The 26812-nt window shown below is 40.6% G+C and carries 25 protein-coding genes and 9 tRNA genes; 2 read left to right on the top strand and 32 right to left on the bottom strand.

What is annotated here, in order from left to right:
• Positions 1-57: 57 nt before the first annotated feature.
• From JR334_02820 to folB, 8 genes are all read right to left on the bottom strand, one after another.
• A complete protein-coding gene (locus tag JR334_02820) occupies positions 58-1035 on the bottom strand; it encodes an alpha-ketoacid dehydrogenase subunit beta (GenBank protein ID QRN86173.1) in 978 nt (325 codons plus the stop codon).
• A complete protein-coding gene (locus JR334_02815) occupies positions 1035-2057 on the bottom strand; it encodes a thiamine pyrophosphate-dependent dehydrogenase E1 component subunit alpha (GenBank protein QRN86172.1) in 1023 nt (340 codons plus the stop codon). The genes JR334_02820 and JR334_02815 overlap by 1 nt, the downstream gene beginning before the upstream one ends.
• A 24-nt stretch (positions 2058-2081) precedes the next feature.
• The gene (locus tag JR334_02810) at positions 2082-3053 is read right to left on the bottom strand and encodes a methenyltetrahydromethanopterin cyclohydrolase (GenBank protein ID QRN86171.1); all 972 of its coding nucleotides are present in this window, start codon (positions 3051-3053) and stop codon (positions 2082-2084) included.
• Positions 3054-3061: 8 nt separating this feature from the next.
• Positions 3062-3793: an SDR family oxidoreductase gene (locus tag JR334_02805; protein ID QRN86170.1), complete on the bottom strand. Its 732-nt coding sequence runs from the start codon at positions 3791-3793 to the stop codon at positions 3062-3064.
• A 43-nt stretch (positions 3794-3836) separates the two neighbouring features.
• The gene (locus tag JR334_02800; protein ID QRN86169.1) at positions 3837-4487 is read right to left on the bottom strand and encodes a GntR family transcriptional regulator; all 651 of its coding nucleotides are present in this window, start codon (positions 4485-4487) and stop codon (positions 3837-3839) included.
• A gap of 197 nt (positions 4488-4684) precedes the next feature.
• Entirely contained in the window at positions 4685-5593 is a 909-nt protein-coding gene (locus tag JR334_02795) for an EamA family transporter (protein ID QRN86168.1), read from the bottom strand.
• A 95-nt stretch (positions 5594-5688) separates the two neighbouring features.
• A complete protein-coding gene (locus JR334_02790; GenBank protein QRN86167.1) occupies positions 5689-6240 on the bottom strand; it encodes a methyltransferase domain-containing protein in 552 nt (183 codons plus the stop codon).
• A 159-nt stretch (positions 6241-6399) separates the two neighbouring features.
• Positions 6400-6777, bottom strand: coding sequence for a dihydroneopterin aldolase (gene folB / locus JR334_02785; GenBank protein QRN86166.1), 378 nt, complete (start codon positions 6775-6777; stop codon positions 6400-6402).
• Positions 6778-6837: 60 nt separating this feature from the next.
• Here folB and JR334_02780 point away from each other — a divergent pair, with 60 nt between their 5' ends.
• A complete protein-coding gene (locus JR334_02780) occupies positions 6838-7833 on the top strand; it encodes a LacI family DNA-binding transcriptional regulator (protein ID QRN86165.1) in 996 nt (331 codons plus the stop codon).
• Between the two features lie 71 nt (positions 7834-7904).
• Positions 7905-9401 carry a threonine synthase gene (locus tag JR334_02775; GenBank protein QRN86164.1) on the top strand — a complete coding sequence of 499 codons (1497 nt, stop codon included), beginning with the start codon at positions 7905-7907 and terminating at the stop codon, positions 9399-9401.
• Positions 9402-9618: 217 nt separating this feature from the next.
• On the opposite strand, the gene JR334_02770 is transcribed toward JR334_02775, so the two are convergent.
• The 24 genes from JR334_02770 to mutS form a co-directional block, all read right to left on the bottom strand.
• The gene (locus JR334_02770) at positions 9619-10443 is read right to left on the bottom strand and encodes a dihydropteroate synthase (protein QRN86163.1); all 825 of its coding nucleotides are present in this window, start codon (positions 10441-10443) and stop codon (positions 9619-9621) included.
• A 46-nt stretch (positions 10444-10489) separates the two neighbouring features.
• Positions 10490-11062: a TIGR00730 family Rossman fold protein gene (locus tag JR334_02765; GenBank protein ID QRN86162.1), complete on the bottom strand. Its 573-nt coding sequence runs from the start codon at positions 11060-11062 to the stop codon at positions 10490-10492.
• A 41-nt stretch (positions 11063-11103) separates the two neighbouring features.
• A complete protein-coding gene (lpdA, locus tag JR334_02760; GenBank protein ID QRN86161.1) occupies positions 11104-12483 on the bottom strand; it encodes a dihydrolipoyl dehydrogenase in 1380 nt (459 codons plus the stop codon).
• Positions 12484-12554: 71 nt separating this feature from the next.
• Positions 12555-13238 (bottom strand): metallophosphoesterase, encoded by a 684-nt coding sequence (locus JR334_02755; protein QRN86160.1) that lies wholly within the window; start codon positions 13236-13238, stop codon positions 12555-12557.
• Complete coding sequence (locus tag JR334_02750; protein ID QRN86159.1) at positions 13238-13849, bottom strand: uracil-DNA glycosylase; 612 nt, start codon at positions 13847-13849, stop codon at positions 13238-13240. The genes JR334_02755 and JR334_02750 overlap by 1 nt, the downstream gene beginning before the upstream one ends.
• Before the next feature lie 46 nt (positions 13850-13895).
• Positions 13896-15563, bottom strand: coding sequence for a ribonuclease J (locus tag JR334_02745; protein ID QRN86158.1), 1668 nt, complete (start codon positions 15561-15563; stop codon positions 13896-13898).
• Positions 15564-15662: 99 nt separating this feature from the next.
• Positions 15663-16538 carry a 4-hydroxy-tetrahydrodipicolinate synthase gene (dapA, locus tag JR334_02740; protein QRN86157.1) on the bottom strand — a complete coding sequence of 292 codons (876 nt, stop codon included), beginning with the start codon at positions 16536-16538 and terminating at the stop codon, positions 15663-15665.
• Between the two features lie 11 nt (positions 16539-16549).
• Positions 16550-17554, bottom strand: a complete 1005-nt coding sequence (locus JR334_02735) for an aspartate-semialdehyde dehydrogenase (protein ID QRN86156.1) — start codon at positions 17552-17554, stop codon at positions 16550-16552.
• Positions 17555-17578: 24 nt separating this feature from the next.
• A complete protein-coding gene (locus JR334_02730; protein QRN86155.1) occupies positions 17579-17782 on the bottom strand; it encodes a hypothetical protein in 204 nt (67 codons plus the stop codon).
• Between the two features lie 11 nt (positions 17783-17793).
• Entirely contained in the window at positions 17794-18585 is a 792-nt protein-coding gene (locus JR334_02725; protein QRN86154.1) for a 4-hydroxy-tetrahydrodipicolinate reductase, read from the bottom strand.
• A 259-nt stretch (positions 18586-18844) separates the two neighbouring features.
• Complete coding sequence (locus tag JR334_02720; protein QRN86153.1) at positions 18845-19651, bottom strand: ATP-binding protein; 807 nt, start codon at positions 19649-19651, stop codon at positions 18845-18847.
• 2 nt (positions 19652-19653) lie between these two features.
• Positions 19654-20436: a DnaD domain protein gene (locus tag JR334_02715; GenBank protein ID QRN86152.1), complete on the bottom strand. Its 783-nt coding sequence runs from the start codon at positions 20434-20436 to the stop codon at positions 19654-19656.
• A 108-nt stretch (positions 20437-20544) separates the two neighbouring features.
• Positions 20545-20619: transfer RNA gene (locus JR334_02710), tRNA-Gln, on the bottom strand.
• Positions 20620-20624: 5 nt separating this feature from the next.
• A tRNA-Tyr gene (locus tag JR334_02705) sits at positions 20625-20710 on the bottom strand.
• A 6-nt stretch (positions 20711-20716) separates the two neighbouring features.
• A tRNA-Thr gene (locus JR334_02700) sits at positions 20717-20792 on the bottom strand.
• A 24-nt stretch (positions 20793-20816) separates the two neighbouring features.
• A tRNA-Pro gene (locus JR334_02695) sits at positions 20817-20893 on the bottom strand.
• Between the two features lie 95 nt (positions 20894-20988).
• Positions 20989-21063 (bottom strand) — tRNA-Gln (locus JR334_02690).
• Positions 21064-21068: 5 nt separating this feature from the next.
• Positions 21069-21154: transfer RNA gene (locus tag JR334_02685), tRNA-Tyr, on the bottom strand.
• A gap of 49 nt (positions 21155-21203) precedes the next feature.
• Positions 21204-21279, bottom strand: a tRNA-Asp gene (locus JR334_02680).
• A 7-nt stretch (positions 21280-21286) separates the two neighbouring features.
• A tRNA-Glu gene (locus JR334_02675) sits at positions 21287-21361 on the bottom strand.
• Positions 21362-21372: 11 nt separating this feature from the next.
• Positions 21373-21449: transfer RNA gene (locus tag JR334_02670), tRNA-Pro, on the bottom strand.
• Between the two features lie 56 nt (positions 21450-21505).
• Positions 21506-22447 carry a tRNA (adenosine(37)-N6)-dimethylallyltransferase MiaA gene (gene miaA, locus JR334_02665; GenBank protein QRN86151.1) on the bottom strand — a complete coding sequence of 314 codons (942 nt, stop codon included), beginning with the start codon at positions 22445-22447 and terminating at the stop codon, positions 21506-21508.
• A 4-nt stretch (positions 22448-22451) separates the two neighbouring features.
• A complete protein-coding gene (mutL, locus tag JR334_02660) occupies positions 22452-24251 on the bottom strand; it encodes a DNA mismatch repair endonuclease MutL (protein QRN86150.1) in 1800 nt (599 codons plus the stop codon).
• A 10-nt stretch (positions 24252-24261) separates the two neighbouring features.
• On the bottom strand, positions 24262-26811 hold the full coding sequence (gene mutS, locus JR334_02655) for a DNA mismatch repair protein MutS (GenBank protein QRN86149.1): 2550 nt from the start codon (positions 26809-26811) through the stop codon (positions 24262-24264).
• Between the last annotated feature and the right edge of the window lies 1 nt (position 26812).

The raw sequence follows: 26812 nt of genomic DNA, 5'->3' as shown, positions 1-26812 counted from the left end.
TCCCGCCAGCGATTTACCTAATATCGTAAGGTTTGACCTTACATCAATCTATCTATCTTAAAATGTCATTACTTCGTGGCAAGCCTTGATTACTTCGTCATACTGTGGCAATACATAATCTTCTTGTACTGGTGCAAAAGGCACAGGTACATCCAAGGATGTTACACGTCTTATTGGTGCCTTCAGGTATTCGAAGATATCTTCTACTACCATAGCTCCGATTTCAGCGGCATAGCCCATTACTTTAGGTCCTTCTTGTACCACAACCAAACGTCCGGTCTTAGCAACGGAATCCACAATGGTTTCCTTGTCTAGAGGGAAGATGGTCAATGGATTAACGATTTCTACGCTGATGCCTTCTTTTTCTAATTCTTTAGCAGCTTTTTCTGCAAAGGCCATCATGGTCATAGCTGCGACCATTGTGATGTCAGTTCCTTCTTTAACCACTTTTGCCTTATATAACTCAATATCATAGAGTTCTTCAGGCACTTCAGCTTTTGTATTGTAAAGCAATTTATGCTCTAAGAATACTACTGGGTTCGGGTTACGGATTGCACTAACCAAGAGTCCTTTTGCTTCGTATGCGTTGGATGGTGCTACAATGACCAAACCAGGGATGTTCATCAACCAAGGTTCGATACATTGTGAATGGTGATAAGCACAACGAATTCCTCCGCCAGTTACCGCACGAACCACAATTTGTGCTGAAGCTTGTCCATCATACATATAGCAAAGTTTTGCTGCATTGTTGACTAATTGGTCATAACAAACACCAACAAAATCAGCAAACATCAATTCAGCTACTGGTTTAAGGCCACAGACAGCTGCACCATTACAAAGTCCTAAAATGGCTTGTTCTGAAAGAGCAGTGTCATATGCACGATGAGGCCATTTCAGCCAAATTCCTTTGGTAATACCAAAGTCACCGCCCATTTTAGCTACGTCTTCGCCTAAAATAAATACTGTTTCGTCCCGTTCCATCTCCTGATGCAGGGCTTCGTTTATAGCGCCGGAAAATGATATCTTTCTAGTCATTATCTTCCCTCCACTTCACGGTCCATGTAAACAAATTTCACTGCATCCTCAGCTTTGGGTGAGGGTGATTCCAAAGAGAATTTTACATAACCTTGAATTTCTTCTTCTACTTCAGCATGCAAAGCATCCAGCTCTTCTTCTGAATAACCGTGTACTTCCATCAGCTTTTTCTTGGCTAATACTAGTGGACATTTTTCCTTCCACGCTTCCAATTCGCCATCAGGTCTGTAGGCTGCGGGGTCTCCGGAGAAGTGACCCTGCCAGCGATAGGTCATAAATTCAATCAAAGTTGGGCCTTCGCCTTTTCTAGCACGTTCAGCAGCTTTTTCAACCACTTCGATTACAGCTTCGATGTCGTTTCCGTCTACTGTAAAGCTAGGAACTTCATAGCCTTCGCCCCAAGTAGCCAATTGCTTTTGTGGGTGTGATTCTGTGTAGTGTGTAGAAATTGCATACTGGTTGTTGATCAAGCAGTAAATGATTGGCAATTTCCAAGTAGCAGCCATGTTCATGGATTCGTGACAGGTTCCTTCTCCCAAAGTACCATCTCCCATGAATACTGCTGTTACATCAAGATCTCTATCGTCAGACTCCCAGCCTTCCATCTTGTTTGCTTTACGGTAATAAGAATCAAATGCTGTTCCTAAGCAAGTTACTACTGTTGAACCTTGAATGCCATTGAATCCCATATTTCTTGCATCCAAATCATTCACGTGCATTGAACCGCCACGTCCGTGGTTGATACCGGTTTCTTTTGCAAAAATTTCAGACATGCAGTTTTTTCTTCTCTCTTCTGGAGAAGAAAGAACGATAGCACCATGGCCACGGTGGTCAGGGAACTTGTAGTCAGTTTGCTTTAGTGCTTCTACTACACCAGCTTGTGCTGCCTCCTGTCCGATGGACAAGTGGATGAAACCAGGAATGGTTCCGTTTTGTGCGTACTTCTCAACTTCTTCCTCGAATCTACGGATTAGTACCATATCTCTATATACTTTCCATAGACGATCTTTTGTTAAAGCCATAACTTTACCCCTTTCTCTCTCTTTCTACTTAAGAAACGTCTCACGAATAACATCTTTGTTTAGCTTACCGCCAACAAAACATTTTCCGGTTCGAACATTGTGTATCTGTATTTTCGCAATGGAGTGGAAATCGTGATCAATATAGTAAAAATCTTTGCCTGCTGCTTCAAACACAGCCTCAAATGGTTCAGGATAATACGGCGAGGATGTATTGGAAACTAGTTGGTGTACAACCTTGGCAATTTCCACATCGTCTGCATCCACCCAAAACTCAACTTCTCCGCCATATAGAATAGCATCATTGATACGACCCATCGCTTTCACTTCATCATTTACTACTGGTGCGATGGGACCACTACCCCAACAATTTACAACTTTTTCTACAGGGAAACCCTTTTCATGCATTTTGTGACAAACCTGCTCTAAAATTCTAGCTGTGACCTGAATAGATCCAACCAGACAAGCGCTTGGCGCGAGTAGCAGATATACATTTTTAGGGTCTACACCACATTCTTTAGCAACTTCTTTCGCAATATCATCGGAAGGAAGTTTTATGTCCTGGATGCAAAGAACCACTTCTTCATTATGGTCTCTGTAATCTGTCATCTCAAAATACATATCACTTTCAACTACAGCCTGTGCTCTCGCAGGACCAGATCCTATGGTTGCAAACTCGCCTGAGCCCAACTGCCAACCCGCAATTTGTGAACCCAAGCAAGCGATGAGAGGGCTTTCGGTAAAAATTTCCAACCCTGCAAATGAAATCTCATCGTCTAGTCTCCAACGACCTAACTGTACTGTGGCCATATCTCCTGTGGTTACACGAGTAAACAGAAGTCCAGCCTCCCAGCTTCCTTTTACATTCAATCCCATGTCAATCAAAGTTGCACCACAATCCATCTTATGCACTTCAACACCAAGCTTTGCTTCGTAAGGTATTATTTCCTCTTTGACGATTTTAGCCGCCATTTGGTTGATACTTACTTGTTTAGCCATAATACCTCCTAGTAGTGGTTGCCAAATACGTCAATAGCTGCGCCTTTGATAGGAGCTGCTTCATCTGAAGCTAACCATGTAACTACTTTTGAAACTTCAGGTGGCTGCATCATATCTTCTAGAGGAATGGTCACAGATGCATGTTCATTCATTCTAGCACGAGTATACTCTGTGTTGGTCATGCCCAAATATATGGCATTCACATTGATGTTATCGAATTTAACTTCTTCTTGTAAGGTATGCGTAAAGCTTACCAAACCGCCTTTAGCTGCAGCATATCCACCAAATCCTGGGAAATATACTTTAGCAGATGCTGATGCAATATTAATAATCTTGCCATATTTTCTTTCAAGCATATAAGGAAGACAAGCTCTGGTACAATAGAAAGAACCATTCAAGTCCACATTAATCTGCAAGTCCCAGTCAGCTTTGCTCATCTCAGATACTTCTACTGCTCTATGTACAGCTGCATTGTTGATGAGAATATCAGCTGAGCCAAACTTAGCTACCACTTCATCCACCATAGCAACCACACCCTCGTAGTTGGTGATATCCAAGACATAAGTAGCAACTTTGCCACCTTGTTCTTCAATCTCAGATGCTACATTTTTTAAAGTGTCTGGATTCATATCCACAGCAATTACTTGTGCGCCGTCTGCAGCAAAATCCTTGGCATACTGAGCACCAAGTCCTTGTCCTGCTCCAGTTACGATTGCAACCTTACCATCAAACCTTTTCATACATACCTCCTCGTGGTTTCCCACTATTGTTTTTTTGCAAAAACTATTTAAGATAGATTTCGTGTGTCTTTAGGCAATTACAGACATGTCGTTCAAGAAATCCATCTACATCATCGATACGTTTTTGTTCTACTATTTTCAATAAAAGCTTGTGATCTTCTATAAGAGTGATGAGTGATTCAGGATTGCGTAACACGGATTCCTGATAATAGGCTTCGTGTATACTAATGCTTTCCATCACATCTAATAGCTTCGGCAAATCTGCCGCTCCATAAATATGATTGTGAAATTCATCAGATAGGCGAGCATACTCATCTACATCTTTATTTTTAATAGCCGATATACAATCATCCAAATTCTTATTCAAGGCTTCAGTATCAACCTCTGTTCCTTTTTGAATAATCTGTTGCAATGCCAGTCGTTCCAAAGCAGAGCTGATTAACAATATTTCATTGATTTCCTCAAAGGTGAGTTCCTTCACTCTAAATCCCACCGCGGGTAACATCATTAAGTACCCTTGTGAAGTAAGAATTTTCACTGCTTCACTTACAGGAGTTCTACTAACCTTCAATTCTTCAGCTATTTCAACAACAGTATACGTCTTATCTTTAACCATCTCACCAGAAAAAATACGGTCCTTCAAAACCCTATATACGTATTCACCTTTGGTCAGACAATGGATATTCGCAGTCATAATCATCTCCTCCTGTATGATGCATGCAACATACTGTATTAGCATTATACCGTAATTATCTCTAAATGAAAAGACCTCTAGAACAATAACAATCGTTAATTTTCCAATTATTGTTATATATTGCTTCGACTATTTCATCTTTTGAGCCACAACGGATCTACTCTTAAAAAGGCTCAAATCTTCCCTACACCAATCAACTAGTTGATCCCTTTTTCTTCCTTGTCAGAATCTAAATTTTTCCTAGCCTCATCCTTCCCTAGCGTGAATGCAAAAAGGCTAAGAATGATAATACCGGCACCTACAAACTGTTCTGGCAATGGCAACTCATCAAACAGGAAATAGGCTCCAATAATGGATACTACTGGAACAAATAGTAACATCGTAGCGGAGAAAGAAGCCTTTATGTATTTGAGTGACCAAGAAAATATGCTATGTCCTAGGAGTGTCGGAAAAATAGCCAAATATAGGAATATCAGGTAGTTGCTTTTGGGAAAACCTGTAAAGGTTCCTTCCATAATCATTGTACATGCTGCTAAAAAAATGGAACCAAAAAGATAGACTACAAAAGTATAGTTCAAATTGGAAATAGTACGCCGAACTCTTCTACCAATTAGCATATAAATGGATAAGGTCACTGATGACATCACCGAAAGTAGAATGCCTATATATTCATTTGATGCAAAGGATAAGGAACGGTAGGTTAAGAGTATTGCACCTACAAAGGTCGCCATCACACAGATTGTCTCTTTCTTCGTCATCTTGTCGTTTAGAAAAAGATGCCCTCCCAAAAGTGTAAAAACAGAACTAGCATCTACTATCACTGTAGCATTTGCCACAGTCGTATAATCCAGGGCGACAAACCAGCCAAAAAAGTGTACCCCCAATATTAGTCCACTCAATATGGATAGCAATAGTTCCTTTTGGGGAAAATATGTATTTCGGTTGTTTTTGGCTACCACCACGGGAAGCATAATAAGCACTGTAAAAAACAATCTAAAAAAAGCAGTTGTAATCAAAGGTGCACTAGCTGATTTTACAACAAGGGCCACCACTGACACAAACATCACACCCATTACTACCATCAATTTTACAAATTTAGTATCCATACCTTATCTCCTGCCTCTTTACAATTATGTCAAATAAATTTAGTCAAGCTTATCCTTCTTCAGCTCGTATCATTAAACAAACTTAATTCAATGTTCTATATCTTTTTTACAATATGCATATGGAATGCATCCGCAAATTCTAGGTATTCAGTATACCCTTCCACTATGGTGACCAACTGATGACCTGACTCAGCTAGAATTTTCTCATAATATTTTTCTCTTTCTTGCCCTTTTTGCATGAAATTACATAGAACTCCATCCGTTTTTAATTCCGATAAAATCCGTAGCAACAATTCTTTCTCTTTTTTTCGGTCTTTAGTATAAAAATGAAACATTGAATCTAATAGAACCATATCATAAGACTCATCAATACGATACGTGTAAACATCTCCAATTATTCCTCTTACTGCCAAATTTTCTAGCGCTGCCGTTCTATTCATTTGCGAAATGCCAACACTTGATATATCTACACCCGTTACTTGGTATCCCATACGAGCAAGCACAAGAGAATCTCTGCCCTGACCACATCCTAAATCAAGCACCCTGCACTTCGGTTCATAATTGGAAAAGAAATCCACTAGTCCCGAATAGGGTTTACCAAAATAGTTTTCATTCTGGTAATGCTTGTCATATACAACTTTCTTCATTTATTATCTCCCTATATCTCCGCAACATAAAAACTATCCTAGCTTTATCTTCGGTGAATTTGCTAAGCCTCCTTCAACTGTTTTATATATCTAAAAAAACCCCTTCCGAGGAAGGGGTAGACCTTTTGTGTTGCCACGATTCTATTCACTTGCTGTCAGTTATTGCATCTCTTCTCTAGTTCTTTCGATGATGCAACCAGCGTGGTCGAAAATACCGCCGAGTGGCGCACTGGGTTTCTTGACAGTTACGCTCACTTTAGAAGCTGGCGTATCAGCAAACACTTCTTCAATAATACGGTAGGCCATGCGTTGAATCAGCTTGTGTTCCTCACCTTCAACAACCTTCTTAGCTGCCTTAAACAGAGCCACATAGCTTATTTCCCAAACAAACTCATCTTTTTCACACATGTCGGTCATATCGATTATTGCTTCAATATCGATGATGAACTCTTGTCCAAGTTTGTTTTCTTCTTGAAAATAACCGTGTGTTCCCCAAAACCGCATATCTTTGACAAACAATACATCTTCTTTTCTCATTTCATTTTCCCCCTCATTGTTTTTTGCTATAATACCCATAGAACCTCAAAGGAGGACTTCATGAATATTCGTGAAATAGCAAAACTCGCAAACGTTTCCGTTGCTACTGTATCAAGAGCAATGAATAGACCGGAAAAGGTTAAGCCGGAAACTTTGTTAAAAATCAGAAAAGTCATGCAAGAAAACAACTATACAGGCAATCCATTCGCGAGAAACCTGATTAATAGCAGAACAAAAAGCATTACTCTTCTAATCAATAGCATCGATAACCAATTCATGATGGATATCACTCAAGGTGCAGAAAAAGTTCTGTTCGAAGCTGGCTATATGCTGAGCATCATCAATATCAGTAAAAGCATGGATAAGATGGCCAACTTTATGGATTTTCTACAAGAAAAACGACCCAACATTTTTATGGATGGTTTAATTTTAGCAGGTTCTTATCTACATGAAAAGGATTATTGTAGCTCAATACAAAGCATCCTTCAATGTCCTCTAGTAGTTATTGACAAGGGCCCCCTTGAAAATATCACAACCGTATATGTGGAAGAACGAAGCGCTATGAAACAAGTTGCATCCCATTTTGCCGAATCACAAGTTCAAAATGTAGCTATTATTCCTGGTGAAATGGAATTTTTATTCAGTAAACGCCGTTGTGACCTTTTGGTTGAGGAGCTCAAAAAGAAAAATATTACCGTACTACCAGAAAATATATTCTCTTTCCCTATGGAAGATCCTGAAAGTAGCCGAAAGGCTGTTCTTTCTATGAAAAATTCTATGCCACAAGGAATCTATGCTGCCAATGAGGCTTTGGCTATGGGCACACTAAGAGCACTGCATGAATTGGGCCTCCTTGTTCCAGATGAGGTTTCCGTTGTTGCAGGGGAAAATTCAAAGTATAACGATGTAATGATTCCATCCCTATCATCCATTTCATATCCCAATATTGAACTTGGTGAAATGGCTGCACATGAGTTACTTCTCTCCATTGAGGATGCATCCAAGGGATCTAGGAATATTGAACTTCCCACTCGCTTTATAAAACGCGAATCATAGCAAGTAACATCTTAACAAGTAACATCAAATCTGTTACGATTACTAAGATATCATATTGAGGAGGAAATAACATGTTGTATCAAAGTACGAGAGATGGCAAAGCGACCCACAGTGCCGCAGAAGCTATCCTGGCTGGTCTGGCCATCGATGGTGGACTTTTCACACCTGATAGCATTCCAAAACTCTCGCTTCAGCAAATAGACAAAATGAAAGATCAGTCCTATCAAGAAAAGGCTCTGTCCATTTTATCGCTTTTCTTAGATGACTTTCCTAAGGATGTACTTTCAAATTGTGTGCATAATGCCTACAATGAAAGATCATTCGATCATCCAGACGTTGCGCCTTTAGTCAAATTAACAGAAAAAATCAGCGTATTAGAACTTTACCATGGTCCTACCTGCGCTTTCAAAGATATTGCACTGCAAATACTACCCCATCTATTAATGAGTTCAGCCTCATTGCAAAATGATGATTACACCTATGTTATCCTTGTCGCAACCTCTGGTGATACTGGTAAGGCTGCTTTATCCGGTTTCAAAGATGTAGACCATACTAAAATTTTAGTCTTCTATCCTGATGCTGGGGTCAGTGAGATACAAAAGCTGCAGATGATTACCCAAGAAGGTGACAATGTAAAAGTCATTGCTGTCAAAGGCAATTTTGATGATACCCAGACTGGTGTTAAAAAGATTTTTTCAGATGAAAACTTGCGAGCTCAGCTAGAAGAAAAACAGTACCGTTTTTCTTCCGCCAATTCTATCAATTGGGGACGCTTAGCTCCACAAATCGTTTACTATTTTTCCAGTTATTGTGACCTCCTTAAACGTCAAGAAATTGAATTAGGGGAAGAAATAAACTTCGTGGTACCTACTGGCAATTTTGGTAATATCCTAGCTGGCTATTTTGCTAAACAGATGGGTCTTCCCATCCACCGCCTAGTCTGTGCTGCCAACAAGAATAACGTTCTAACAGATTTTATCAATACAGGTGTCTATGACCGAAACCGTGCCTTTAACAAAACTATTTCACCATCCATGGATATCCTAATATCCAGTAACCTCGAAAGGTTGTTATTCCTTATTTGCAAGGATGCAAACAAGGTTCGCGGCTATATGCAAGACCTGTCAGAAAAAGGCATTTATCAGGTAGATGACCAAATGAAGAAAACCATACAAGAACTTTTCTGGTCGGATTGTAGCAACGATGAAGAAACCATCCAAAGAATCAAAACTACTTATGAGGATAAGGGGTATTTAATGGATACTCATACAGGCGTGGCAATGGATATATATCACAAATATCAAGCCAATACTGCCGATGAACATAGAACTGTTATCGTATCGACAGCTAGCCCTTTTAAGTTCAATTCCTCGGTTGCCAAGGCAGTACTTTCTGCCGACTTAGTCAGAAATTCAGATGAAATTACGCTTTTGACAAAACTATCTGAAGAGTCAGGGATGCCCATTCCAGCTGGTCTCAAAGATCTGGATAAAAAGCCTATTCTGCACCAAGATGTCGTAGAAAAAGCAGACATGCAAAATAGTGTTTCCGGTTTTCTAGAAATATAAGATAAAAAAGCATAAATAAGAAAGAGACGTGGATTCCACGTCTCTTTCTTATTTATCCCCCCCTACTCAACAAGTGTTGAGTTTGTCGCACCTTAAGCGACTATTGTTAAACCTTACGGTTTTCAATCCTGTAACTGGAAAAATAAATATTTCATTTACTTTTTTATATTGTACACCTTGTCTCAAATTAATACAAATACCTAGCCCTTCAACTACTTTAAAAATCTAAGTAGTTTTGAGTTTCCGGGAAATATCCTTTACGAAAGCCCTTTAGCAATTTTGCGCAATAGGGATCTTTTGCCGTCAATGCCTCCGCAACCAAAGCATATCCTCTTACTCTTTCATCCAATACATTGGCAATACAGTAATCTAGTCCCTGCAAGATACACATAATCATAAAGGCATGATTGGTCATCTCATCAACTGGAATTCCATGGGATATATTACTAAGGCCAATGCTGAAATGCACCTCAGGATAACGCTCCTTGATGGCTCGGATAGCATCAAATACCTCCAACCCCGCAGTGTCGCCCGTTCCGATAGGCCGTACAATTGGATCAACTATGATGTCATCCGGTGATACGCCGGCACCTAGCAATGCAGGAATTAAGTTGTCTGCAATACGAATCCGGTCTATTGCACTAGCTGGCATCCCTTGATCATCAAGTAGAAGGCCTATCACCTTGGCCTTGTATTTACCAATCATCGGTATGATAGCATCCATGCGTTTCTTTTCTCCAGTAATGGAGTTAATGATAGGTTGCTTCCTGTTTTTTGCAAGCGAAAGCCCTCTTTCAATAACTTCTGGACTAGGGCTATCAATGCATAGTGGTAATTTACTAACTTCTTGAACCTGGTTCACCAACCATGTCATCTTCTCAACCTCGTCACCGATTCTAGTGCCACAATTAAGATCGATGTAACTAGCGCCAGCATTTTCAAGTTTTACAGCCAATCGTTTTATATAGTTGGAATCACCTTCCGCAACGGCTTCTTTGATGCGCTCAATACTAGTATTTATTGATTCAGCAATGAATTTCATAGCTCTGCATCCTCCTAGTTTTTATTATACTATACACCTATCCGGCTTAAGTAAACCACTTCTCCCCATATGTGCTAGGTTTGAATTCTTCAATGTATCGTAAAGCATCTTTGGAATCACTGGCCACATAGTAAAATTCCCGGCAGACTTCTTTGGCAAATTTAAGAGAAATAATCTGTTCAAAAAAAGACAGTAATTTGCCATAAAAATCATTGGTATTTAATATGACGATGGGCTTTTTATGATATTGGAGTTGTTTGAGAGTGATTACCTCCAACAATTCTTCAAGTGTTCCATAACCACCAGGCAAAGCGATGAAGGCATCAGCAGAGTCTTCCATAATGGCCTTTCTTTCCCGCATGGTCTTAGTCACGTGCAATTGCTGGCAGTTTTCAAATACAATCCCCTTGCGATTTAACGCTTCTGGTATCACTCCGATTACCTTGCCACCAGATTCAAAGGTGCTTCGGGCACAGGCCCCCATTAGACCTAAATCCCCGGCGCCGTAAACTAGGTCATATTGTTTTTCTGCTAGCAACTTACCTAAAATCTTAGCCTCCTGGAAATAGGATTCTTCCAATCCTTCACTAGAAGATGAATATACACAAATTTTCATCACCTAAACCTCCAAAAAAAGCCCGGTTTCCCGGGCTTGGTTTCTTATGAATGAATAGACATCCCATGAACTGCCTCAGCAGCTTCCATAACACTTTCCGACAATGTGGGATGTGCATGGATGGTTTTTGTCAGTTCTTCAACGGTAATACCTTTTTCTACAGCTAATACGCCTTCTGCAATCAAATCAGTTGCATGAGGGCCCATAATATGAACACCTAAAATTTTATCCGTAGCCTTATCTGCAATTATTTTAACAAAGCCATCATTGTGTCCAATACAAAGCGCTTTTCCACTAGCTTTGAAATCGAACTTACCGATAGCAATTTCGATGCCCTTCTCTTCAGCTTCTGCTTCAGAGATACCTACGGTAGCAATTTCTGGGCTGGTAAAGATACAGCTAGGAACTACATCGTATTTCATGGCTATTGCTGGTCCATCTTTAAACATATTTTCAACACAAACGATACCTTGGGCACTTGCTACGTGTGCTAATTGTATCTTGTTGGTTACGTCCCCAATAGCATAAATATTCTCAACATTGGTTTTTAAGTATTCGTCAACTACGATTTCACCACGCTGACCAATCTCAACCCCAGTTTCCTCAAGACCCAAACCTTTAGAGTTGAAGGTTCTACCGATGGAAATTAATGCTTTTTCAGCTTCTACTTCTTTACCACTTTCCAAAGTTGCTTTGATACTTCCATCAGCAACTTCAACGCCAGTAATAAGCTTGCCTGTAGAAATCTTGATTCTTTTTTTCTTGAGCATCGTAGTCATCCGTTTGGAAATTTCAGGATCTACCATAGGCAGGATTCTGTCCAAGGCTTCTACAATGGTCACTTTTACTCCAAGTTCAGCATAAATCATGGCAAATTCACAGCCAATGACGCCACCGCCGATAACCAACATACTTTTAGGAACCTCGGTCAGGCTTAATGCTTCCTTAGACGTAATTACATTTTTACCGTCATAGCTAAGCGCTTTAATCAAGGCAGCTTCTGAACCGGTTGCCAAGATGATATTTTCAGCTTCAACAGTTTGTGTACCATCTGGTGTAGTTACTTCTACTGCATTCTTACCAATCAATTTGGCTGTTCCATCAATTACATCAACATTGTTTTTCTTCATTAGAAATCCAACACCGCCAACCAATTGGCTTACAATCTTGTCTTTACGTTCCATCATCTTTTTGAAATCAAAGCCTACACCTTCCACTTCGATACCGAAGCTAGCTGCATTTTTGATGTCAGAAAGTACTGATGTGGATGCTACTAAAGCCTTGGTAGGAATACATCCAACATTCAGACAAGTTCCTCCCAACCATTCTTTTTCTATCAATACTACTTTTGCTCCCAATTGAGCAGCGCGAATTGCTGCAACGTAGCCACCTGGGCCACCGCCGACAACACATAAATTATACATCTTTTTTCCTCCTTATTTATCACATGACTACATGTATTATATGACAAGTAGCTTAAGCAAACAAGGAAGATTCATAATAATCTCTTGAGCTTAAATCCCAAATGGTCAGCAGATACCAAATGATACTGTACACCATGAAGCTCCCCCTCAAAAGCAATCCGAGTCATCGCACCGTGCAAATGCCCATATATGCAAATTTTCACACCATATTCTTCCAACAGTTTAGCAAATTCATTCGGTACACCACTTGCACTGACTGGTGGATAATGAAGCATGGCAATGATGGGTTTGTCCTTGTCTGCCTTGTCTAGTGACATTTTTAGACGCAATAGCTCCCGCATATAGACCTTACGGTCTTCAGGACTAAATTTGTCATCCATTGGTACACTCCAACCCCTTGTTCCACAGATTGTCCATTCATTGTAAACATAAGTATCATTCTGAAGAATATGCATACTGGGGTGCATTACAGCTAAGAGCTTTTTTTTACTTTGCCACCAAAGATCGTGGTTTCCCTTAATCAAAACCTTCTGCCCAGGCAATTTTCCAATAAAATCTAAATCGGGCACGGCTTCAGCAAGTTTCAACCCCCAAGAATGATCACCTGGCAGCAAGACCAAATCGTCATCGCTCACCTGCCCCAACCAGTCTGTTGCAATTTTTTGAGAATGATTCTCCCAATTATTTCCAAATATATTCATGGGTTTATCTGTCCCCAATGACAAATGTAAATCAGATATCGCAAATATTTTCATTATATTTCCCTAATTGCCCCTTCATGAAGCCAACTACTAAGTCTTTCCAAATCTTCAGTATATTTTGAAGCTAATGCGCGATTATATATCAGACTAGCAGGATGATACATGGCGTAAACTTGTCTATGAAGTATATCTGAATAAAGCATCTGTCCGTGAACATCCTTCATGGATATTGTTCTTCCCAAGCACCATTCCAAAGGTGTCTTACCTAGCGTTACAAGCAGCTCTGGTTCCAATATTTGTACTTCTTTTTCTAGAAAAATAGAGCATTCCTGCACTTCTTCCCTACTCGGCTTGCGGTTGGCATACAAACCATAACGAGGCCTCTTTGATGGCTTTACTGGGCGACATTTTACCAGATTACTAACATACAATACCTTACGTTCTAGATTAATAGTATGCAAAAAATCATCAAGAATTTCACCAGCCTGACCAGAGAATGGACGTCCAGAAATAGTAGCCTCATGGCCTCCTGGTGCCTCTCCAATCAACATAAGACGAATTGTATTTTCCGGTATATCATCAACCACCGGCATAACTCTCGTTTCACATAGACTGCATTTCCTGCATTCGCAGATTCTTTTATGTAGTTCCATCAATTCTTTCATACTCTTCTCCAAAAAAATACACGGACAAAGCCCGTGTATCCAATTACTAAATTTCTACAATGATGGGTAGAACCATCGGTCTTCTTCTAGTCTTTTCGTATAGGAATCGGCTCACTTGTTCTCTGACTTTATTCTTAATACCACTCCATTCGTAGACACCATCTTTTTTCAGATTATCCAGTGTCTCAACAATGCGTTTTTTAGTCTCATCCATCAGTTCTTCCGATTCGCGGACATAGACAAAGCCTCTAGACACTACATCTGGACCACTCATCAATTCAGACCCCTTCTTAGAAAGCCCAATCATAACGATGACAATCCCATCTTCTGAAAGCTGTTTGCGGTCCCTTAATACGATGTTTCCAACATCGCCAACACCCAAACCGTCTACCAATGTTCTTCCTGAAGATACACGTCCTGCAATACGCCCTTTTTCCTTGCTGAGTTCTATAACTTGGCCGTTGTCTGCAATGAAGATATTGTTCGGATCAACACCAGTTTGTTCAGCAAATTTTGCATGGGCTACTTGCATACGGTATTCTCCATGTACAGGTATGAAATATTTAGGCTTAATCAGGTTTAGCATTAGCAACAAATCTTCCTTGCTAGCATGTCCACTCACATGCATATCACTTGCTTTACCATAAATCACTTTAGCTCCTAGTCGAAATAGTTGATCAATCGTTCTCGAAACATATTTCTCATTACCAGGAATCGGATTCGCCGATATAATGACCGTATCCTTTTCGTTGATTTCTAATTGCCTGTGATCACTTAAGGCCAGTCTTGAAAGTGCACTTTTCGGTTCACCTTGACTTCCCGTTGTGATAATAGTTACTTTATTGGGTGGCAATTTTGCCACTTGTTCTACTTCAACATAAGTTTTCTTTGGTACCCTTAGATACCCTAGCTCTCTTGCAACTTCAAAAATATTGACCATACTACGACCGATTACAGCAACCTTTCGGTCAGTAGCAGCTGCGGCATTCACAATCTGTTGCACTCTATGCACGTTGCTTGCAAAACTAGCAACAATAACCCGGCCAGTTGCTTCCCGAAACGCTTCAAGTAGGTTCCTACCTACCTCTTTTTCGCTCATAGTACTACCGCTACGCTCTGCATTGGTGCTATCTGACATAAGAGCAAGCACACCCTGCTCTCCTAGTTTTGCCAACTTGGGCAAATCCATCAGTTGACCATCTACCGGCGTCTGATCAAATTTGAAGTCTCCAGTATGAACGATGATACCTTCTGGTGTGTGCACCACGATACCAACTGCATCTGGAATACTATGACTCACGCGGAAAAATTCAATCTTAAATGGTCCTTTTTTTACCATGCCCCTAGGTTTTACGGTATGAAGTTTTGCTTGTTCCAGCATCCTTCTTTCCTTCAGTTTTCCTTTAACCAGTCCCAAGGTAAAACGGGTCCCATAGACAGGCACCTGAATCTTATCCAATACGTACGGAAGCGCACCAATGTGATCTTCATGTGCATGCGTCAAGAAGATCCCCAACAGTTTGTCCCTATTTTCCTCCAGATAGGTTATGTCTGGAATGACAATATCGATTCCCAGCATGTCGTCCTCGGGAAAAGTCAATCCAGCATCTATCAGGATCATTTCCTCACCATATTTGATGACTGTCATGTTCTTTCCGATTTCACCCAGACCACCCAATGGTATTATGGAAACTTTATTTTCGTTTTTTGACACTCTAATCCTCCTAATTCATTATTTATCCGAACAGTTATCTTCATCTGATTATAAAGGATAGATGTCATAAACACAAGAAAAAAACAGGCCTAAGCCTGTTTATAGTAATTTATATTTTTCTAAAAGTTGTTTTACAAACTGCTTTGTATCTTCCTCTGGTCCTACGATTGGCAAGCGGTAATTATCCTCAAGCAAGCCCAAAAGACTAGCGGCATATTTAACAGGTATCGGGTTGGTATCGATAAACAAACCTCTAAACATTGGATATAGATTGAAGAATCTAGCCCTAGCTTTGTCTGACTCTCCCTTACGGTAGAGACTGACCATTTCTTGGATTGGTGATCCGATAATATTCGAAGCAACAGATACTACACCCCTACCCCCAACAGATAGGATAGGCAGAGTTAGTGAATCGTCACCTGAATAGATGGAAAAGTCTCCACTTGTTGCCATACGGATTCTAATAATATGATCTAGACAGCCACTAGCGGCTTTAAGGGCAATAATATTGGAAATTTTTGACAATTCAATTGTCGTTTCTGCGTCCATATTGATACCAGTTCTGCTCGGTATATTATAAAGCATACATGGCAATTTAGTTGATTCAGCAATGGCCTTAAAATGCTCATATAAGCCTTTCGCATTGGGTTTATTGTAATAAGGTACTACCAACAGTAAGGCATCAGCACCTGCTTCTTCTGCCATTTTGCTCATTTCTATGGTAGCTCTAGTATCATTACAACCTGTACCAATCATCACCGGAATTTTAACCACATCCTTGACAGTCTTTAGCAATGTAATTTTTTCCTCGCAGCTAAGAGTAGGACTTTCACCCGTAGTTCCTGCCACTAGAATTGTATCTGTACCTGTATTTTCAAGGTGTTTTGCCAATTTTCTAACCGCTTCAACGTCAAGCTTTCCTTGGGCGTCAAACGGCGTCACCATCGCGGTGACGACATTTCCGAAATCCAACATTATTCCTCTCCTTATAGCATGTTATATGCAATCAATTGTTCAGCAATCTGCACAGCGTTGGTAGCGGCACCCTTTCTTAGCTGGTCAGCGACCACAAAAAAGGATAAACCATTTTCAAATGCCAAGTCTTCTCGCACGCGACCTATGTAGACTTCATCTGTATCTGATGTAAAGTAAGGCATAGGATAAACATTATTTTCTGGGTCGTCTTGTAGAATAATTCCTTCAAAAGAATCAAATGCATCTTTTGCTTCTTGTGCACCAATTTTTTTCTCTGTGATAGCCAAAACTGATTCAGAATGGCTTCGCATAATTGGCACTCGTACTGTAGTCGCAGTAATACGCATATCTTCGTCGTGAAGGATTTTTCTAGTCTCATTGACCATCTTCATCTCTTCTTTGGTATAACCATTATCCCAAAATACATCAATATGAGGAATCAAATTCATGCCGATTTGGTGCTGAAATACCTGGACCTTTGGTTCTCTATTTTCCAATAAGTCACGCGTCTGATTCTCCAACTCATCCATGGCTTCTTGTCCCGCGCCTGAAACGGCTTGGTAAGTAGAAACTACTACACTCTTGATTCGCGAAATATCATATATTGGTTTTAAACCAACAACCATCTGTATGGTAGAGCAGTTGGGGTTGGCAATTATTCCCTTATGCTTTTTGATATCCTCTGGATTCACTTCAGGTACTACTAAGGGTACTTCTGGATCCATACGGAAAGAGCTTCCATTATCAATAACTACTGCTCCTCTTTTCACTGCTTCTTTTGCAAACATGGTACTCGCTTTGCCACCTGCAAAAAGAGCCAAATCAATATTTTCAAAAGAATCTGGGGTAGTTTCTTCAATTACATAATTTTTCCCTTTAAAAGTCATGACCTTACCCGCCGAACGGCTGGTTGCCAACAACTTCAGGTTGTCTACAGGAAAATTTCTTTCCTCCATAACTTGTAAAATGGTTGAACCTACTGCTCCTGTTCCGACAACCGCAACATTATAACCCATTTTTCTATATCTCCTTAATCTTTACTATAATTTATACTCTGATTCATCTTCGATGACTACCGGAAAGGCTATGCCGCCGGTATCATCTCTAAAACGCTTGCTGATTTTTCTTTGAGCAATCAGGGGTAGATCTTTAAACTCTCGATAATCAAAAGATGTCCCATCCTTGGTCAACTGTTCTTTTAGAGCTTCACATTTTGAGCAATTTTTTAGACCTACTACTACCATCCTAATTCCTCCTATAATAGTTTTTCTAAACCTACAATCAATTCTTCTTTGTTACATACTTCTCGAATGCCCAATAAAACACCTGGCATAAATGATTCTCTATTTATACTGTCATGCCGTATGGTAAGAATCTGTCCTAAACTGCCAAAAATAACCTCCTGGTGCGCAACTCTGCCAGGTAATCGTACCGAATGAATCGGTATGCCATCATAGTTAGCTCCTCTTGCTCCTTCTAACAATTCCTTTTCTTCTGGGTGGCCTTGCTTATGACTCTTTCGAACTTCTGCAATGGCTTTTGCCGTAGATAAAGATGTTCCAGAGGGTGCATCCAACTTCTTGTCGTGATGATATTCAATAATTTCCACATCCTGCATATAGGCAGCTGCTTTTTTACTAAACTCCACCATCAGAATTGCTCCAATCGCAAAATTCGAAGCCAAAAGGCCGCCTAATTTTTTTTCTTCCATGCGATTGGAAAGATCCTCTGTCTGTTCTTTACTAAGTCCTGTAGCTCCAATCACAGGGTGAACACCCAAATCGATGGCTGTCGAAACATTTTGGTAAACCACTTTAGGATTGGTAAAATCAACCATAACATCTGGCTTGGTGTCCTTGATTGCTTGCGCCAAGTCCCCGGTGATGATAACTGAATCATCTCCTGTTAAATCAATCAAACTTTTTCCAATATTCTGGGTATCAACTGCAGCTACAACGGACATATCTTCCGCAAGTGTAACCGCTTGAATAACCTGCTGGCCCATTTTTCCCATTGCTCCACATACGAGCACGCGTATATCTTTCATTCGTTCCTCCAATAAAAAAACACAAGCATAAGCCTGCGTTCTCAACAGTTTATGCTCATCTAATGCACTCCACCTAAGGTGACAGCACTACACCTATTCGATGTAGAACCAGCAGATTGTTTGCACCAATCCACTTCGGCAAAGTCACCTTTTCTAAAAGTATCAACGCTTGCGGCTCCACTTTCGTACTAATTGACCTTGCTCCTCAAAAAATGAGAACTCGTTATTCATTTAAAAGTATCAAATATGCTTTAGACTGTCAAACCCTTTTTAGGTTTTCTTTATAGACTTGGCATCGAATATCTTCCTCTGTTTCTAGCCGGTAGAGCGTGCAGAGTTGCATTACGCGTGAGCTAGTCCTTTCATCCAAAGCCTCCGCTAAACCATCAACAGATAAATTGGATGTAATTATGGTAGATAAATTATTACTTGCCCTATAATTGATTATATTATAAATTCTACCTGCTGACCAATCAGTATATGTATGCGCTCCCAAATCATCTAAAATTAACACTCGGACATTTCTAACTTGATTCATTAAGTCCATTTCTTGATTTCCCTTTTGGTTAAAGGTAGCTTTAATTTCATCCAAAAAGTCTGGTACAGATATGAACAGCAGTTCGATATTATGTTCTAGCAAACGATTAGCAATACAACTTGTTAGAAGCGTCTTCCCACTTCCGACAGTGCCGTAAACATACATTCCTTTATGTTTTTTCTTATTAATGACACTATCTGTAAAAAGTTTAGCCGCTGTTAAACACTGGGTTGCTAATTGGCGGTAGGTGACATTGCTGTTTGTATCAATGCGATATGAACTATAATACTTTATTTGAAAATCATCAAAGCTCTTATGCAAGTATTCACCAGCCAACCTAGCATGTTTGAATTGGTTTTCAAAGCGTTTCTTATTTACACAATTGCATATATAGGCTTGCCCATCTTTATAAATCAAGCCCCTATCTTTGCAAATCGGACATTCGTACTGTACTTCCTCTTTTTCTTTTGGGCTATTCTTTATGGTTTCGCGCAATTCTTGAATTTTTTTTTGCAAAATATCTTTCATGCCTACTCCATCATGTTAACGACCAAATGATCATATTTGGACTTCGCTTTTTCCTCAGTAAAGTTCTTACTAACCCGGTTACTTTTTGTCTTTTGTCTACCACGAGTTTTCTGATCTTCCATTCTAGCCTGCTTTGCAGTTCGAATACCTTTTCTCTCCCAATCTCTTAAAATAGTATCAATATATTTAAAATTCAGCTTGTCTCGAGAGACAGAGCTTCTAAGTGCTTCTAGGACTAGATTTTCTGTAAATGCATCTCCCTTGATCCACTCAACAATATAGGCTCGTTCTGTATTGGTAAGAAGCCTACCGAATTCTTCCTCAAAAACTGTGAAAATATCTTTTTCTTTGGGCTCTCGACTAGGATGCTCTTTATTGATTTCTTTTTCTGCTAGCTCTTTAAGAAGTCTTTCTTGATAGATTTCCCGTTTTTTTTCATTTACGGCAGAAATATGTCTGCCCAATTTTTTGAAAAGTGGGTCACAAGAAAATATCGGAAAAAAAGTTTGTTCTTCCAATGAATACTCTCGTTCTATTGAAAGACATTCTTTTTCCATCAGAGAAGCAATCAGTCCCTGTACTTCCTGCATATCTTTTTCCATTAAATCGGCAACATCTGCCAAATCCGGATAAAAATCATTCTTTTTTTGCCCAAAGGCAAACAGAAGCATAAGAACGACTAGTTCTTCTTCGGTAAGACCAATTTTTTTATAACTCCAAATTAGATCATTTGGAATGCCGATGGTACCTTGTCTAACCACTCTGTTGAAAACGATATCTTTCATCTTAATCACTCCCTATTTCATATTATAACACGCTTTTTTCAAGAGTGAACTACACGAATTTCAATACTGCATAAAAGGCGAAAAAAAAGGTTTCTCATAGAGAAACCTTGGCTGGGCTGGCTGGATTCGAACCAACGAATGCCGAGACCAAAACCCGGTGCCTTACCGCTTGGCGACAGCCCAATGCTTGGTGGAGGAAGCAGGATTCGAACCTGCGAAGGCGTTGCCAGCAGATTTACAGTCTGCCCCCTTTGGCCAGCTCGGGAATTCCTCCACATTATGGAGCCGACGATGGGACTCGAACCCGCAACCTGCTGATTACAAATCAGCTGCTCTTCCAGTTGAGCTACGTCGGCAAAGATATTAAGTTTTTGTTACTTTGGTCGGGGCAAAGGGATTTGAACCCCCGACCCCCTGATCCCGAACCAGGTGCGCTACCAAGCTGCGCTATGCCCCGACGACAAGATACATTATAAGGAGTTTGCTTAGCTAAAGTCAATAACTTTTATTGAAAATTTGAACTCTGTTACAAAAAAACACCCTAGGGTGTTTTGGCTGGGCTGGCTGGATTCGAACCAACGAATGCCGAGACCAAAACCCGGTGCCTTACCGCTTGGCGACAGCCCAATGGTTGGTGGAGGAAGCAGGATTCGAACCTGCGAAGGCGTTGCCAGCAGATTTACAGTCTGCCCCCTTTGGCCAGCTCGGGAATTCCTCCACGTGCAGCTCCGATAATCGGAAACTTTATTATATTTTATTTTAAAAAATGGCGACCCCGATCGGATTTGAACCGACGATCTTCGGCGTGACAGGCCGACGTGTTAACCACTACACCACGGGGCCGCGATTTTGGTGACCCGTAGGGGAATTGAACCCCTGATACCGCCGTGAAAGGGCGGTGTCTTAACCGCTTGACCAACGGGCCATATTATAATGTGGTCGGGGCAGAGGGATTCGAACCCCCGACCCCCTGGTCCCAAACCAGGTGCGCTACCAAACTGCGCTATGCCCCGACGACAAGACTTATTATATGGGCATAACTAAGCAATGTCAATATCAATTTTCACTTTTAGAAAAAATTGCTAATTCCGCTCTCCATTATTGATAGATTCACCTCTCGGTCTTCCTTAGAATCATAGGGCAACCATTGTATCCTGGCATCTCTTTTAAACCAGGTATACTGTCGCTTAGCATACCGCCTAGTATCCCGTTTCATCAGCCTTACAGCCTCATCCCAATCAATTATTCCATCCATAAACTGTAGCATATGTCGATATCCTAAAGTATTCATAATCTTATGTTCTCTGGGCACACCTCGCATCAAAAGCCCTTTCGTTTCTTCTAAAATTCCTTGTGCTAACATTTCCTCTACTCTCGCATCAATGCGTTTGTAGAGTACCGTTCTATCAACTTGTAGGCCATACCCTAGAACATGATAGTATGGCTCAGACTTTATTTCATCCACTGTAGCATAATCCATCTCTAAACGCACTAAAGCCCGGATTACCCTTCTTACATTGTTTTGGTGATAGGTTTTAGCAGCCTCAGGGTCTTTTGCCGCCAAAAGGCGATGCATTGCTTCCTTACCCTGTTCATCCAATAATTTCAAATATTTATTTTGTATCTCAATTTGCTTCTCATCTGGCTCATTTTCATAATGATAATCATCTACAACACTCTTGAAATAGAGTCCAGTCCCCCCACAAAGAATGGGGATTTTTTCGCTTGCAATCACAGCCTCAACTGCTCTTCTCGCAGACTTCTGGTAATCATAGGCCGTGAATTCGTCAACTGGGTCACAAACATCCAACATATGATGGACAATCTTTCGACCACTTGAAGCAATTTTTTCTCTCTCCGTGACTTTTCCAGAACCAATATCCAAGCCACGATATAGCTGCACGGAATCACAAGAAATAATTTCTCCGCCCACTCGATCTGCCAATTCAACTGCCAAATCACTTTTTCCTGAGGCTGTTGGCCCCAGAATTGCAACAACTTTATTCTTCATCTCATCAATCCCTCAGGAATAGCTTCGCCAATTCCTCTTTACCTAACTTTATCACAGTCGGTCTACCATGAGGACAGGTGTATGGATCTTCAAGTTTACTCATCTCTTTAAGCAAGACCGATACCTCATCCAAACGAATGGAATCACCAGCTTTGATAGCTCCCCTGCACGAAGCCATCTCCAGCATTCTCTCTTTAATGCTTTCCTGGTCGTTTTCTAAGGCATCTAGAAGCTCTTCAAATAGCAATTGGTAGTCCATCCCCTTAAGACCTGCTGGAACCCCTCGTAGGAGGAATTCATCCTCTCCAAACAGCTCCACCACGACTCCTAAATCAGAGAGTCTATTAATTTGTTCCAACATCCGCTCTTTTTGATCGTAACCAAGAATCAACACCACTGGTTCCAGTAGAAACTGAGCAGTAAGTTTTTCAGCACAATAAGCCTTTTTTAGAGACTCGTAACGCACCCTCTCGTGAGCAGCATGCTGGTCTAATAGATATAACTGATCATTCTTCGTCAGCACCACATAGGTTTTAGCTATCACACTAAGAACCCTCATGCCTAAAAATTCATCATGCAAAGGCAAGTCTATACTCTGCGTTCCAGAATTTGCTACTCTAACATAGGGGTTTGGGAGTGCTTTTTCAAATACCATTTCTTCTTGTACTTTAGGCTTTTCCGGCACCAATCTAAATTCTTTTGCAGGCTCTTTTGAAAAATCTTTTTTTGCTAGTTCATTCAAATCGGTCGTGGTTGGCATGATCTCTTCATTAGCCTGTATGAGAGAGCTGTTTTGACCTAAACCTCGTATTTCACTTTCATGTGTCAACGTTTTTTGAACACAAAGAGATAGCTCTTTTTTTAGAGCTTGTTCCATAGAGAATTTAACTTCCATCTTGGAGGGGTGAATATTCACGTCTAAGGCTGCAGGATTCATATTTATAGATAATATCCCTATAGGGTACTTTCGTATTGGTATACGATGTCTATAAGCCTCCTCAAGTGCATTCTGCAGTACCTTGGAACGCACATATCGTCCGTTTACAAAAAAGATTTCCATATCCCTGGTTGCTCTATACAAATAGGATGGAGCAATTAGGCCTCGAACACTAAAATAATCACTATCTTCTTTTACCTCAATCAATTTACGAGATAATTCTCCCGGAATTAAATACGCTAGAGTATCTCGCAAGTCACCCGATCCTCTCGTTTTGAATAAGGTTTTTCCATCAGATACAAGCGTAAAAGCAATGTCGGTATGGGACATAGCCAATTTCTGAACCAAATCTACTATTGCACCTTTTTCAAGGTGGGGTGACTTCATAAATTTTTTTCTGGCAGGTGTATTAAAGAAAAGGTCACTTACGGTTATACAGGTTCCATGCGACATGGCAATCGGCTTCGTTTTAATACTCTTACCACCATGTAGCTCAATACAGTTTCCCTTGGCTTCCCCTTGCACTTGAGAACATAAGCATATCTTAGAAACGGAAGCAATACTTGGAAGAGCTTCTCCCCTAAATCCCATCGTTGTAAGTTCAAAGAGGTCCTGGGCCTGGCGTATTTTACTAGTAGCATGTCGCTTAAAAGCGAGTGATATGTCCTCTTTTTCCATACCTATCCCGTCATCTTCCACTTCAATTTTGGACAAACCACCTTCCTCGATTTCAACACGGATACTTTGAGCACCTGCATCCATTGCATTTTCCACGAGTTCTTTCACAACAGAGGCCGGTTTTTCTACCACTTCACCTGCCGCAATCTGGTTCGCAATTTCTTCTCCTAATATATATATCTTACCCATGCCGGCTCACTCACCCTTCACTGCGTTCTTTTAGTTCATACAAAACATCCAATGCTTGTCTAGGGCTTAAAGCTTCAGGATTAATTTCTTTCAGAAGTTCTATAGCTGGGTTTTCCTCTTTCCATTCAAGTTGTTCACCATTTACATGCATACTTTTAATCTCGCCCTGCTCCAATTGTATCAGCTTCTCACTAGCCCTATTTATCACTGCAGAAGGTAAACCAGCCATGCGTGCCACGTGAATTCCATAGGACCGATCTGTCCCGCCTCGTACTACTTTTCTAAGAAACAGCACGTCATCGTCCTTTTCCTCCACCGACATCGACAAATTGACTATACCTTGGTAAATTTCCTCTAAGGCAACCAACTCGTGATAGTGAGTAGCAAACAGGGTTCTAGAACCAATTTGGCTGTGGATGTACTCACTAATTGACCAGGCAATAGCCAGACCATCAATGGTTGAAGTACCTCTTCCCACTTCATCTAAGATAATCAAGCTTTTGTTTGTAGCATTCTTCAAAATATTGGATACTTCTTTCATCTCAACCATAAAGGTGGAGTCACCACGTGCCAGATCATCACTTGCACCCACGCGAGCAAAAACCCTATCTACCAGTCCTAGTTCCATAGCCTTTGCAGGTACAAAGCTACCAGCCTGAGCCATGATGCATAGGATGGCAATCATACGAATATAGGTGGACTTGCCGGCCATATTAGGACCTGTAATAATCCCCATCATTTCCTGATTGGGTGCAAGGCTACAATCATTGGGTATAAACCGTCCTTCTGCTAGCAGTTGTTCCACTACTGGATGTCGTCCTTCCACTATCGTAAGGACTGATTCCTCAACTAGTGTCGGTCTTACATAATCCCCAGCAACTGCTACCTCGGAAAAAGATAGGAAAACATCAAGCATAGCCAATTCTTCCGCTAGTTTCTGAATTGTTGCACAATGAGAACGGACTTTTTCTCTAATTTCTGTAAATAGCGTATACTCCAACCAATACAGTTTATCCTTAGCATGTAAAATCTTGTCTTCTAGTTCCTTCAATTCTTCCGTGATATAGCGTTCTGAATTGGTCAGTGTTTGTTTGCGTATATAGCGGTCCGGCACCTTATCAATATGTGACTTGGTTACATCAATGTAATACCCAAATACCCGATTGTATCCAATCTTCAAAGACTTAATCCCGGTTTCTTCTTTTTCCCTTTTTTCCAAAGAAGCCAAAATATTCGTTGTTTGGGTCGATATCGTTCGTAGTTCATCAACATCGGCATTGTAACCTTCAGCAATAATGCCACCTTCTTTTAAAGATATTGGTGGATCTATGGAAATACTTTCTGCCAATAGCGCACACAAGTCTTCAAGGACTTCCATCGCTTCTGCATACGCTTGGAATGGTTGTCCCGCTTCAATGAGTCTATTTTTTACATTCAACGCTGCTTTTAAACTAATCTGCATAGCTAGAAGATCACGGGCATTCGCTCGTTCATACGCCACTCGTGTTAAAATCCGTTCTAGATCGTACACTTCTTTTAATACTCTGGCCAAATCTTTTCTTAAAAACACATCATCCACCAATTGGCTCACGTATTCCTGCCTTCTATGAATGGCCTCTAAAGATAGGAGTGGACGTTGAATGACTTCTTTTAGTTTACGTCCTCCCATGGCTGTTTTGGTTTTATCCAATACGCTAACCAATGAGGTTTTTTGATCGGCTGTTCTTAGGCTACGGACTATTTCCAAGTTTCTTCTGGTGCCCACATCCATCTGCATGGCCTCTGCAAGCGTGTATACATGGAGTGTATTCATGCTCCCCATACCCATTTTTTGTGTATCGTTCAAATAAAACAAGAGTACAGCAGCCGCCTTATGTGCACCCAAATGATCCCACAAGCTCTGTTCTGCATTGCTGATTTTTTCAATTTGTCGATGCAGTGATTCGTGAAAGGCACCTCTTAATTCGGTACAGTAATATCCCATTGTCTTTATTTCCTGCATCCTGTCTTTGGTAAGACTATCTGCATCCAAAATAATCTCAGATGGCGCTATTCTTGCTAATTCATCCCGCACTTCGTTCCATTGAGATAAGAGATTAACCTCAGTGGCATAAAAGCTACCCGTACTTACGTCGCAATAAGCAATTCCCAGCCGATTTTCTTTGGCCGACAAACAAGCAAGATGGTTGTTTTCCTTTCCTATCAGAGCATTTTCCTCTAGGACAGTACCCGGTGTGATAATCCGAATTACCTCGCGTTTCACAAGGCCTTTCGCGGTTTTGGGGTCTTCCACTTGTTCACATATTGCTACCTTATGACCAGACTGGATAATTTTATGTATATAATTATTAGCACTATGATAGGGCACACCGCACATTGGGACTTTTAGGCCTTCACCGCCACTTCTAGCAGTAAGAGCAATTTGTAGTATTTCCGATGCTTGAATCGCATCATCAAAAAACATCTCATAAAAATCCCCCATGCGGAAAAAGAGAAACTCATCCTTGAATTTCTCTTTGATTTCCTTATATTGTTTAAACATGGGTGTAAGTTTTGCCATT

Source organism: Clostridia bacterium (assembly GCA_016887505.1).
In the GTDB taxonomy this organism is placed as follows: Bacteria; Bacillota; TC1; order TC1; family UBA5767; genus UBA5767.
This window is presented reverse-complemented; position numbering and strand designations above follow the sequence as displayed.